Source organism: Erythrobacter sp. (genome assembly GCF_023653175.1).
In the GTDB taxonomy this organism is placed as follows: Bacteria; Pseudomonadota; Alphaproteobacteria; order Sphingomonadales; family Sphingomonadaceae; genus Erythrobacter.
This window is the reverse complement of sequence record NZ_JAMNXL010000001.1, coordinates 54,644-65,362: the sequence shown is the minus strand read 5'-3', so window position 1 is coordinate 65,362 and position 10,719 is coordinate 54,644. Positions and strand designations below refer to the sequence as shown.

12 protein-coding genes are annotated in these 10,719 nt (G+C 66.5%); 1 reads left to right on the top strand and 11 read right to left on the bottom strand.

The window, feature by feature from the left end; translation table 11 throughout:
• Nucleotides 1-825 (top strand): aminotransferase class V-fold PLP-dependent enzyme (locus NBV68_RS00355; RefSeq protein ID WP_296306324.1); only part of this gene is annotated, 825 nt, incomplete at its 5' end.
• Here the strand turns inward: NBV68_RS00355 and NBV68_RS00350 are convergent.
• The 11 genes from NBV68_RS00350 to NBV68_RS00300 all read right to left on the bottom strand — a co-directional run bounded on the left by NBV68_RS00350 (nt 822) and on the right by NBV68_RS00300 (nt 10,706).
• The gene (locus NBV68_RS00350) at nt 822-1,724 is read right to left on the bottom strand and encodes an SDR family oxidoreductase (RefSeq protein ID WP_296306323.1); all 903 of its coding nucleotides are present in this window, start codon (nt 1,722-1,724) and stop codon (nt 822-824) included. The genes NBV68_RS00355 and NBV68_RS00350 overlap by 4 nt on opposite strands.
• Nucleotides 1,725-1,734: 10 nt before the next feature.
• Nucleotides 1,735-2,943 (bottom strand): acyl-CoA dehydrogenase family protein, encoded by a 1,209-nt coding sequence (locus tag NBV68_RS00345; protein ID WP_296306322.1) that lies wholly within the window; start codon nt 2,941-2,943, stop codon nt 1,735-1,737.
• Between the two features lie 55 nt (nt 2,944-2,998).
• A complete protein-coding gene (locus NBV68_RS00340) occupies nt 2,999-3,754 on the bottom strand; it encodes a ThuA domain-containing protein (protein ID WP_296306321.1) in 756 nt (251 codons plus the stop codon).
• Between the two features lies 1 nt (nt 3,755).
• Entirely contained in the window at nt 3,756-4,526 is a 771-nt protein-coding gene (locus NBV68_RS00335) for a glucose 1-dehydrogenase (protein ID WP_296306320.1), read from the bottom strand.
• Nucleotides 4,523-5,677: a thiolase family protein gene (locus NBV68_RS00330; protein WP_296306319.1), complete on the bottom strand. Its 1,155-nt coding sequence runs from the start codon at nt 5,675-5,677 to the stop codon at nt 4,523-4,525. The genes NBV68_RS00335 and NBV68_RS00330 overlap by 4 nt, the downstream gene beginning before the upstream one ends.
• Nucleotides 5,674-6,099 (bottom strand): OB-fold domain-containing protein, encoded by a 426-nt coding sequence (locus NBV68_RS00325; protein WP_296306318.1) that lies wholly within the window; start codon nt 6,097-6,099, stop codon nt 5,674-5,676. Before NBV68_RS00325 ends, NBV68_RS00330 begins: the two co-directional genes overlap by 4 nt.
• A gap of 26 nt (nt 6,100-6,125) precedes the next feature.
• Entirely contained in the window at nt 6,126-7,208 is a 1,083-nt protein-coding gene (locus tag NBV68_RS00320; RefSeq protein WP_296306317.1) for an acyl-CoA dehydrogenase family protein, read from the bottom strand.
• 5 nt (nt 7,209-7,213) lie between these two features.
• Nucleotides 7,214-8,455, bottom strand: coding sequence for a cytochrome P450 (locus tag NBV68_RS00315; RefSeq protein ID WP_296306316.1), 1,242 nt, complete (start codon nt 8,453-8,455; stop codon nt 7,214-7,216).
• Between the two features lie 99 nt (nt 8,456-8,554).
• The gene (locus NBV68_RS00310) at nt 8,555-8,932 is read right to left on the bottom strand and encodes a limonene-1,2-epoxide hydrolase family protein (protein WP_296306314.1); all 378 of its coding nucleotides are present in this window, start codon (nt 8,930-8,932) and stop codon (nt 8,555-8,557) included.
• On the bottom strand, nt 8,929-9,696 hold the full coding sequence (locus NBV68_RS00305) for a ThuA domain-containing protein (protein ID WP_296306313.1): 768 nt from the start codon (nt 9,694-9,696) through the stop codon (nt 8,929-8,931). Before NBV68_RS00305 ends, NBV68_RS00310 begins: the two co-directional genes overlap by 4 nt.
• Entirely contained in the window at nt 9,696-10,706 is a 1,011-nt protein-coding gene (locus NBV68_RS00300) for an NADP-dependent oxidoreductase (protein WP_296306312.1), read from the bottom strand. The genes NBV68_RS00305 and NBV68_RS00300 overlap by 1 nt, the downstream gene beginning before the upstream one ends.
• Nucleotides 10,707-10,719 lie beyond the last annotated feature (13 nt).

The window sequence follows — 10,719 nt, the reverse complement described above, 5'->3', positions numbered from 1 at the left end:
GGGCTCGAGGCGCAAGGCCTCGCCACGCGGCGGCTGGTGGGGCGCGACAAGCTTGCAGCGGCGCTCGATAGCGATGTCGCGCTGCTGATGCTCACCCACGCCCATTACAAGACCGGCGCGCTCTTCGACATGGCCGCGCTGACCCGCGCCGCGCATGAGGCAGGCGCGCTGGTGCTGTGGGACCTGTCGCACTCGACCGGCGCGCTGCCAGTCGATCTGAACGCGGCGGGTGCGGATTTCGCGGTCGGCTGCGGCTACAAGTATCTGTGCGCCGGCCCGGGCGCGCCCGCTTTTGCCTTTGTCGCTGAGCGCCATCAGGCGGCGCTCCAGCAGCCGCTCACCGGCTGGTTCGGCCACGCCGCGCCCTTCGCCTTCTCCGACGAATACGCGGGCGCGCCGGGGATCGAGCGATTGCAATGCGGCACGCCCCCGGTGCTGGGGCTCGCGGCGCTCGAGGTGGGCGTCGATCTCATCGCGGAGATCGGTGTGGCCCGGCTTTACGCCAAGTCGCAGGCGCTGTCGGAGTTCTTCCTCGAAAGCCTGATGGCGCATGACGTGGCGCTGGAGCTGGTCAGTCCGCCACGCGCCGCCGAGCGCGGGAGCCAGCTCTCGTTCCGCCATCCGGAGGCCTACGCCATCTGCCAGGCTCTGATCGCGCGCGGCGTGATCGGCGATTTCCGCGCGCTCGACGTGCTGCGGCTGGGCTTTGCGCCCGCTTACCTGAGCTTTGCTGACATGGCCGCCGCCGCCCGCCACCTCGCCGAGGTTCTGACGAGCGGCGAGTGGCAGCGCGCGGAGTTCAACCAGCGCGCGGCGGTGACCTAACCGACGGTTCTTTCCGCCTTGTCCTTCTCGTTGGTGCCCTTGATCATCGCGCGCATCTGATCCCACTCGGCATCGCCCAAGGCCGAGAGCATCGGGTAGAACGTCCCGCCATTGGCCTGGAAGCCCGCGCCGTCGATGGCGATGGTTTGGCCGTTCACATATTCCGCGCCCGGCCCCATCAGGAACACCGCGAGGTTGGCGAGTTCGTGCATCTCGCCCGCGCGGCCCATGGGGTTGAGGTTGTTGCCGGAATTGCCGCCCGCGCCGCCGGGGTGCAGCCGCGCGCTCATCCCCTTGGTGGGAAAGAGACCGGGTGCGATGGCATTGAAGCGCAGGCCATAGCGGCCCCACTCGGTCGCAAGGCTTTGGGTCATGGCGTTGATCGCGGTCTTGGACATGGCGGAGGGCACCACGAAGGCGCTGCCCGACCACACCCAGGTGGTGAGGATCGAGAGGAAACTGGCCTTCTTCTTCTCCGCGATCAGCCGCTTGCCGATGTCGAGCGTGACATAGAAGGTGCCGCGCATCACGATGTCGGCGATGGCGTTGAAACCGTTGACCGACAGATCCTCGGTGCGGCTGATGAAGTTGCCAGCGGCGTTGTTGACGACGCCGGTGAGCGCTCCGCCATCGGCCCAGATCGCGTCGACCATCGTGTGGATCGCGGCCGCATCGCGGATGTCGCAGGCCATGCCGACGATCTTGCCGCCGTGGAGCGCGGTTAGCTCCGCCGCCGTTTCATCCAGCTTGTTCTGCCGCCGCCCGCAGATGTAGACGGTCGCGCCCAGCTTGAGGAAGGCCTCGGCCATCTCGCGTCCGAGGCCGGTGCCGCCGCCGGTGACGAGAATGCGCTCGCCCGCCATCAGGCCATCGCGGAACATCAGTTTCGAAGCGTCCATTTCGGTTTCCTCAGAGACCGAGAACGGTCTTGGCAATGATGTTCTTCTGCACCTCGTCCGATCCGCCGAAGATCGTCGAGGCGCGGTTGTTGAGGTATTTGCCCATGGCGGTCTGGGCATATTCGCTGCCCACCGGCTCGGGCGCCTCGTTGCCGTAGAGCGGGCGCTCCAGCGGCAATTGCAGCGCGTCCGGCCCGAGCAGTTCGAGGCGCAGCACATCGACCTGCTGGCCGATGTTCGAGCCGAGCAGCTTCACCAGCGAGGTCTGCGGTCCGGGTGCGCGGCCCTTGGCGAGCTCGGCGAGGATGCGCAGCTCGGTCACTTCCAGCGCCTCGGCCTCCAGCCGCACGCGGGCGAGGCGGTCGCGGAAGCGCGGGTCATGCGCGATCGCGCCATTGACGCCCGAGGGCTGGGTCTGGGCGAGGTTCTCGAGCCGGTCGATGCTCTGGAGCAGGCGCGGGGCATAGCACGATCCGCCGCGCTCGTTCTCGAGCAGGAACTTGGCGATGGTCCACCCGGCACCTTCCGCCCCGATGCGGTTTTCCTGCCCGGTGCGCGCGTCGGTGAAGAACACCGCATTGACCTCGTGATCGCCCGACATCGAGTAGATCGGGGTCACCGTCACCCCGGGCTGGTCCATCGGCACGAGCAGGAAGCTGATCCCGGCCTGCTTTTTCACTGTGGCATCAGTGCGCACCAGCGCGAAGATCCAGTCGGCGTGGTGGGCGTGGGTGGTCCAGATCTTGGAACCGTTGATGACGTACTCATCGCCCTCAAGCCGCGCGCTGGTCTTGAGGCTTGCGAGGTCCGATCCGCTGCCGGGCTCGGAATAGCCCTGGCACCAGTAATCCTCGCCCGACAGGATGCCGGGCAGGAAACGGGCCTTCTGTTCGGGCGTGCCGAATTCGCAGATGACGGGGCCGACCAGGCGCAGGCCGAGGATCGCGAGCGCGGGCGCGCCGGCGAGCGCGCATTCCTTCTCGAAGATGAACTTCTGCGTCGGCGTCCAGCCGGTGCCGCCGTCCGCCTTGGGCCAGTGCGGCGCGACCCAGCCCTGTTTGTAGAGGATGCGGTGCCACTCCATCCCGATATCCGGCTCGACGAACACGCCGGGCGTCCGGCGCGCGCCATCGCGCAGCCGTTCGGGCAGGTTGTCCGCAAGGAAGCTGCGCACTTCCTCGCGGAAAGCCAGATCCTCGGGCGAGAAGTCCATATCCATTGCAATCAGTCCCAATCTCGATCCCGCAAGCTACGCATCCGCGGACCTGCCAGCTTCATTCCCCGTCCCGCATCGCCCAGGCAATCGTGCGCCGCAGCAGGTCGTAGTAGACGTCGTAGTTCCACGCGCACATTTCCTTGTGCGGGTAGAAATCGGCCATGCCCGGAAGATCATAGTGCCCGCGGCAATGGCCCAACGCATTGTATACTATCCGCCCCGCGCCGATATCCCTCGTATAAACGATAGGAACCGTGGTCTTTTCCCACGTGCTGTGGGTGAAGCCGGTCGCCTCGCCTTCGAAGGTGGTCTGCATCAGCGTGTCGATCGGCGCGGTGGTCTTGGAGAGGTAGAGCTCGTCCACCACCTCGAAATCTGCGATGCCGCGGGTCAGCTCGTGGTCCTTGCCCACCACTTCGACCAGGAACTTGTCGATCGGCGGGTGGGCGACGAACTGCGTACCGAGCATTTCCATCACGTCGGGGCGATCATCGGGGGCATCGACCAGGCCATCGGCGGTGAAGACGAGGATCGAGTTGGTGCCGTGGAGCGCCATCCACTTGCCGCCCTTTGCCATCCACGCCTTCAGCTGCGCGGCCTGTTCCGGGGTCGGCATCAGGTCGCAGGTGTAGGTGATGAGGAACCGGCACGCATCGAGCCGCTCCAGCCCCGAATAATCCGCCGCCACAGTGGTGCGGATCTGCGGATGCTCGGCGAGCAGCTTGAGGATCTCGAGCCGGGGGTAATCGATATCGTGATACTTGCCCGCGGCGATGAAATGCGCGTCGATCCGGGTGGCGGGTTGCTGTGCCATGCTAGCTCCTGATGCTGCCGCCGCCATCGACGGTCAAATCGCAGCCGGTGGTGAAACTCGCCTCGTCGCTGGCGAGGAAGACCACGGCGCGGGCAACCTCCTCGGGCTCGCCGATGCGGTTCATCGGGTGGGTGGCGGCGAAATTGGTCTCGATATTCTCGGGCGTGTCGGTGCCGGAGAACTTGTAGCGGTTGTACATCGGCGTGCGGATCGCGCCGGGGTGAACCATGTTGACGCGGATCGGCAGGCCGCGCTCGGCCAGATCGAGCGCGACGCTTTGGGTCAGGCCCCTGAGGCCGGTCTTCGACGCAGAATAGGCCGCCACGAAACTCGCCGGGCGCAACGCGATCATCGAGCCGATGTTGACGATGGCGCAGGGCTCGCCGCTCGCCTCCATTGCCGGGATCGCGGCACGCATCCCGTAGAAGGGGCCGTGGAGATTGATGTCGATGGTGCGGTCCCACACGTCCAATGCGCCTTCGGGGACGTTGCCGGGTTCGGAGATGCCGGCGATGTTGCACAGCACGGTGAGCTTGCCGAAGCGCGAGAGGGTGGCGGCGACCGCGGCCTCCCATTGCGCGAGGTGGCGCACGTCGAGGTGGGTCGCGGCGGCGCGGTCACCAAGCTCGGCAGCGAGTTCCTGCGCCTTTTCCAGCTGCACATCGCCGAGCATCACGCTGCCGCCCTCGGCGACGATCAACCGCGCGACCGCTGCCCCGATCCCCTCCGCGCCGCCCGAGATCAGCGCGACCTTGCCCTCCATCCGGCTCATTCGCGTTCCAGAATCGCGACGCCGGACAGGCCGGGTGCGCCGTAGACGTGGGAGTAACCGAACCGCGGCGTGCCTGGCACCTGCCGCTCGCCCGCGCGGCCGCGCAGCTGGGTGACGTTCTCGTAGACTTGCCGCAGGCCCGAGGCGCCGATCGGTTCCCCGCAGGCGAGGCACCCGCCGTCGGTGTTGACGGGGAGCTTACCGCCGCCGATTTCGGTCCAGCCATTCGCGAGCCATTCCTCCTGCTCGCCGTCCTTGCAGAAGCCGTTCTCGGCCATGTGCATGATCTCCGCGCCGCTCTCGGTGTCCTGCAACTGCGCGACGCTGATGTCCTCCGGGCCGATGCCGGCCTTCTCGAACGCGGCCTTGGAGGCGAGGACGGTGGGCTTGCCGCCTTCCTCTATGCTGATGCCGGCCTGGAACACCTCGAAGGAGTTGGGCGGGCGGGTCTTCACCGCAACCGCGCGGATCTTGACCCCGTCCGCGCCGAGTTCCTTCATCTTCTTTTCCGAAGCGAGGATCAGCGCCACCGCGCCCTCGGCGGGCGAGCAGAACATGTACTTGGTCAGCGGATCGTTGATCATCGGCGCGTTCATGATCGTGTCGAGATCGACCGGACTGCGCCGCCAGGCATGGGGTGTGATCGTGCCATTGCGGAAGGCCTTCTCGGCAACGCGCCCGAGCGTCGTGCGGCTGATGCCATGGAGCTGCATGTAGCGCTGGATCTTCAACGCGAAGAACTGCGTCGTCAGCATCATGCCGGTCTGGCCGTACCATTCGGGCAGGCCATAATCCGACGGTTTGGCGTTGAACGCGCCCCTCGGATGCTTGTCGAAGCCGACCGCCAGCGCGAGGTCATACATCCCGCTCGCAATCGCCTGCTGCGATGCGGCGAGCGCGCTGCCGCCGGTCGCGCAGCCATTGGCGACGTTGGTGAAGGGGAGGCTGGTCAGCCCCAGCTCGTTGACCATGATGTCGGCATTGCCGGCAGCCGCGCTGCCGCCATAGGCGCATTCGATGTCGGGCCATTCGAGCCCTGCGTCCGTCAAAGCCTCGCGCACGGCATAGACCCCCTGTTCGCGGCCCGAGCGGCTGTCGGTGCGGCCGAAGGGGTGGATCCCGGCGCCGATGATATAGACGTTCTCGCTCATGCGGCTTGGCTTTCGGCTTGGGCAACGGGACGGAAGGCGAAGGTGTCGTAGCGCGCGTTGAACGGCACGATGCAGAATTCGAGCTCCATGCCGAGATGCAGGTCTTCGAGCCTGCAATCAACGATGCGGCTTTCGACGATCACCTCGCCGGGCAATTCGACATAGCCGAGCAGGAAGGGCTGGAAATCGGGCGGGCCCTCGCCGGGGCCGGAGCCGGGGCCTTCATAGGGCTCCTTGGGCAGGAAGCCCTGCGAGGTCCACGACCACAGCTTGCCGCGACGGGCGAGCTTGTAGGGCTCCACGCCCTCGGCCGCATCGCCGGACGGCATCGGGAAGACGATCTGCCCCGAAGGCAGCCTTCCGCCCATCAGCTGCGGCTGCGCCCCGTCACTCCACAGGTTCGGGTCGATCTTTTCGCCCATGTCTCAGTTCCCCTCCTGTGTGCCGGTCAAGCGGCCAAAGCATATTCCGCCAGCACGGTGTCGACGTCGCCGAACAGGCGCGCGAGCACCAGCACGCGCTTCAGCGCATGGCCGATGGCAAGCTCGTCGGTGATCCCCATCCCGCCGTGCATCTGCACCGCCTCGCGGGCTATGGCATCGACATTCCCGCCGATGAAGGCCTTGGCCCCGGCGGCGGCGCGCTGCCATTTTGCTGCATCACTCCGGTCGGTCAATGCTGCGCGGTAAAGCATTGAACGTGCTTGTTCTTCCTTCGCGTAGCAATCGACCAGCCGGTGCTGCAAGGCCTGGAACGAACCGATCGCAACACCGAACTGCTCGCGCTCCTTCACGTAGGTGAGCGTGTCATCGAGCAGGCGCTGGCCAAGGCCTACCATTTCCGCCGCAGCGTAAAGCCTGAGGTCGGCGACGATGCCGTCGAGCGCCGCCGGGTCGAGCGCCAGCCTGACGGCGGAAGGCGTGCGGGTCAGCTTGATCTCGCCCGCGATGCTGCCGTCGGCGAGGCGATAGGCGCGCACTTCCAATCCGGCCGCGCCCTTGGGTACGAGGAAGCAGGCGGTCTCCCCGCCAAGGTCGGCGGTGACGATGAACAGGTCGGCGAGCAATGCCCCCATCACCATCGTCTTCTCGCCGGTGAGCGTGAAGCCGTCCCCGGCAGCATCCGCCTTCATCCCCTTGGCCTTGAGGCTGTAGCGCTGGCCGCGCTCGGTCCATGCGAAGGTGGCGAGGGTCTCGCCCGACAGCACCCCTTCGAGCACATCGCCTGCCTGCCCGTGTTCGAGCAGCAGGGCGGGAAGGATGCCGTGTTCGAGCAGCGGGTCGGGCGCGTTGGCCTTGCCGATCGCCTCGAGCACCAGCGCCAGATCGACCGCCGATCCGCCCATGCCGCCCGCAGCCTCGTTCGCCGCGAGCGCAATCAGGCCCATCTCGGCGAGGCTCTGCCAGCGCGCGCGGTCATAGCCGCTGGGCGAGAGGCGAAGCTTGCGCCGCGCCTCGACGTCGATGGGCGCGGCGAAGCGCTCGACCGAGGTCACGAACATTTGCTGTTCTTCGGAAAGGTCGAAATTCATCTGTCTCAGGCTTTCCGCGTGAACGTGATCGGCAGGTGGGTCACGCCGCGCAGCAGGATGTTGGGCAGGATGCGGATCGCGCTGTCATCAGGCACCGCAAAATTATCGAGCCGCTCCAAAAGCTCGTCGAAGGCGACCAGCATTTCCTTGCGGCTGAGCATGTTGCCCACGCACATGTGCGGGCCCTTGCCGAAGCTGAGATGCGTGCGGGCGTTGGCGCGGTCGATGTCGAAGCGGTCGGGATCGGGGAACTTCGACGGATCGCGGTTGGCCGCGGCATAGCGCAGCTGCACCACGCTGCCCGCCGGGATCGCCATGCCGCCAAGCTCGGTGTCCTGCTTGACGATGCGCCACATTCCTGCCGTCGGCGTCTCGTAGCGCAGCGCCTCTTCGACGAGGTTCATGATCACCTTGGGATCGCGGCCCCCTGCCGCCGCCTTGGCCTTGGCCATCTGGTCGGGGTTGCGGATCAGCTGGAGCAGGCCGCCCGCCAGCGTCGAGGTGGTGGTCTCGTTCCCGGCCACCATGAATTGCTGCATCAGCGACATGATCTCAGGGTCCGACAGCGGCGTCTCGCCCTCGATGCGTGCCTCGACCAGATCGGTGAGCAGGTCGTTGCCGCCGTTCGCCTTGCGGTCGTCGATCAGGCCCTTGATGTAGTGCTGGAACTCGACAAGGCTGCGCGCGCACTCCTTCTTGCGTTCGTGATCGACCATCTGGCTGAAGCGGTCGACCGCCGCGTCCGACCAGCGCTTCACGCGCCCCGGATCATCATCCAGCCCGATCTGCCCGGCGATCATCGCGACCGGCAGCGGCACGCCGAACTCCTCGACGAATTCGCAATGGCCCCTGTCGGCGAAAGACTCGATCAACTCGATCGACTTGGTGCGCATGTCGGCCTCGATCGCGTTGACGCGCGGGGCCGAGAAGGCGAGGTTGACGAGCTTGCGATTGCGGGTGTGGACCGGCGCGTCGGCGGTCAGCAAGGTGGGCAGGTCGGGCCAGCCCTCGGCGAGGATCGCCTGAATGTCCTCCTCGGCCTCGCGGCCCATGAGGGCCGTGAAATCGTTCGAGAAGACCTCCGGCTTGGCCGCCGCCTCACTGCACAGGTCGTAGGAATAGACGACCCAGGTGTTCATCCCTTCGAGATGCTCGATCGCCACCCCCGCCTCGTGGACAGCGCGGTAGTAATCGAACGGATCGATCAGCGTTTCGGGCGCAAAGACATTGCCTTCGGGCTTGTTCATGTGATGCGGCTCCAGACCCTTGTCAGCTTGTGGTGCAAGCCTAGCCAACCCTGCGCCCCCGATGCGATGCGCGAATGTGTTAGGGTTGGGCCGCGTAGGTCACGCCGGGGCGAATTCGCGCTGAAATTCAAGCATGTCGAAATAGTCGCGCCAGCCGGTGATGCGACCGTCGGCATCCAGATCGAAGGTTCCCATCACGCGGATCGCGGCGCGGCGGCCGTCCTTGAAGTGGAAGATGTCGGTGCGCTCGGTCAGCACGGTGTTGCCGTTCGCGGCGATGGCGTGGGTCTGCCAGTCGCACGAGGCGATATCGCCGAGGAAGCCTTCGACCATCGCGCGCATCTGCGCGGTGCCCACGACCGGCTCCATGGGGATATTGTGGTAGACGATATCCTCGGCGCACAGCGCGAGCATCGCGTCCACATCGCAGGCGTTCCAGTGGGTGATGAAGGCCTCGACGGTTTGCTGGGGGGTCATGCGGTTCCTCCTGAGGTGTAGCCGAGCGCCTGGGCGAGCATTTGCCGGACATGGGGGTTGGCGTAGGTCGCGGGGCCGTCGCCGAATTGCAGGTAGACGAGCGGGGCGGGACAGGTGCGGCTTTCCCAGGCAATGCAGTTGCTGCCTTCGGGGTGCTCCCAGCCTGCGTTGCTGAACATTGCGCCCGCGACGGCCTGCGCGGCGGAGTAGAAGTTGTCAGCCGTGAAGCCGAAGCCCTCGGCCCGCACGAGGGGGGTGAGGGCGCGCTCGTCGATGGGGCAGAGGTAGAGCTCGTCGGTGACGGGGAAGGTTTCGGGCAGGCCGCGTGTCACCGGGTGATCGGCAAGGATGCGCGCTTCATAGGCAACATCGTGGCGATAGCCCGAGTCCAGCCCGTGCGGCCCCGGCTGGTAGTGGAACTGCCCGCCGAGCCAGTCGTGCCACTCCGGCCATTCCGCCCACCCGGCGAGCGCATGGTGCATCGCCACCGCGCCCTTGCCGCAGGCGAAGCGGCTCGTGAGAGCCTCGCGCAAGGCGGGGGAGGGCGGGCGCATGGTCACCGTGCCCCCGCCGAAACTGTAGCCTGCCATGTCGTAGAACAGCAGCGCGTCGGCGGCGCGGATGGCCTGCGCCGCATCCGCCTCGCCGCCTTCGGGGTGGACGAGGTGGGTGATCTCCCACTCGCCCAGCGCGCCCAGCAATTCGGCGAAGGGGCCCTCCTCGTAAGGATGGCCCCCCGACAGCACGAGCAGCGAGCGGGCCATCAGGCGATCTTGAGGATCATCTTGCCGTCATTCGTCCCTGCAAACAGCCGCATGAAGCTGGCAAAGGCGTGTTCCAGCCCCTCGTCGATATGCTCGTCGATTGTGAGCCGCCCTTGCGCCGCCCATACGCCCATCGCCTGCGCGCCCTCGCCGAAGCGGGGGACGTAGTCGGCCACCAGCAGCCCGCGGATGTGCGCGCGCTTGACGATCAGCTGCCACAGGTTGCGAATGCCGCGAGGGCTCGTGTTGTATTCGCTGATGAGCCCGCACAGCCCGACGCGCGAGTGCAGGTTCAAGTTCATCAGCCCCGCATCGAGGATGATCCCGCCGACATTCTCGAAGATCACGTCGACGCCCTCCGGGCAGGCCTCAGCGATGGCGGCGGTCAATGCGGCTTCATCCTTGTCGCGATAGTCGATGGCGGTGTCGAAGCCGTATTTCTCGGTGAGCCGCGCGCACTTGGCCGGGCCGCCCGCGATTCCGACCGCGCGGCAGCCGTGGATCTTGGCGAGCTGGCCGACGAGACTGCCCACTGCGCCCGCCGCGCCGGTGACCAGCACGGTCTCGCCCGGCTTGGGCTCGCACACCTCGAGGAAGCCGAAATAGGCGGTCATCCCCACCGCGCCGAAGATCGACAGGTAGTTGGTGACGCTCGGCACGAGGCTCGGGTCGATCGGCTGGGTGAACCCGCCGACGGTGCCGATGGAGTAGTCCTCGAGCGCATTGAGCCCCATCACCCACTGGCCCGGCGCGAAGCCCTCGGCGCGGCTTTCCTCGACCACGCCGATGGTGCTTGCGCGCACCGGTTCGCCCAAAGGGATTGGAGGCATGTAATTCCCTTCCGCATCCATCCACCCGCGCATCGCCGGATCGAGCGAGGCGTAATGGTTGCGGATCAGGAATTGCCCCTCTTCCAGCGCGGGGGTCTCGACCGTGACGAGCTCGAAATCTTGCGGAACCGGCGCGCCATCGGGGCGACGCTGGAGGAGGAAGCGGCGGTTCTGGGGCATCTAATTTTATCCG

Bases quoted from the DNA above. Each gene is read 5' to 3' on its own strand.
- NBV68_RS00350 (WP_296306323.1), bottom strand. From the start codon at position 1,724: ATGGACGCTTCGAAACTGATGTTCCGCGATGGCCTGATGGCGGGCGAG.
- NBV68_RS00345 (WP_296306322.1), bottom strand. From the start codon at position 2,943: ATGGATATGGACTTCTCGCCCGAGGATCTGGCTTTCCGCGAGGAAGTG.
- NBV68_RS00340 (WP_296306321.1), bottom strand. From the start codon at position 3,754: ATGGCACAGCAACCCGCCACCCGGATCGACGCGCATTTCATCGCCGCG.
- NBV68_RS00335 (WP_296306320.1), bottom strand. From the start codon at position 4,526: ATGAGCCGGATGGAGGGCAAGGTCGCGCTGATCTCGGGCGGCGCGGAG.
- NBV68_RS00330 (WP_296306319.1), bottom strand. From the start codon at position 5,677: ATGAGCGAGAACGTCTATATCATCGGCGCCGGGATCCACCCCTTCGGC.
- NBV68_RS00325 (WP_296306318.1), bottom strand. From the start codon at position 6,099: ATGGGCGAAAAGATCGACCCGAACCTGTGGAGTGACGGGGCGCAGCCG.
- NBV68_RS00320 (WP_296306317.1), bottom strand. From the start codon at position 7,208: ATGAATTTCGACCTTTCCGAAGAACAGCAAATGTTCGTGACCTCGGTC.
- NBV68_RS00315 (WP_296306316.1), bottom strand. From the start codon at position 8,455: ATGAACAAGCCCGAAGGCAATGTCTTTGCGCCCGAAACGCTGATCGAT.
- NBV68_RS00310 (WP_296306314.1), bottom strand. From the start codon at position 8,932: ATGACCCCCCAGCAAACCGTCGAGGCCTTCATCACCCACTGGAACGCC.
- NBV68_RS00305 (WP_296306313.1), bottom strand. From the start codon at position 9,696: ATGGCCCGCTCGCTGCTCGTGCTGTCGGGGGGCCATCCTTACGAGGAG.
- NBV68_RS00300 (WP_296306312.1), bottom strand. From the start codon at position 10,706: ATGCCCCAGAACCGCCGCTTCCTCCTCCAGCGTCGCCCCGATGGCGCG.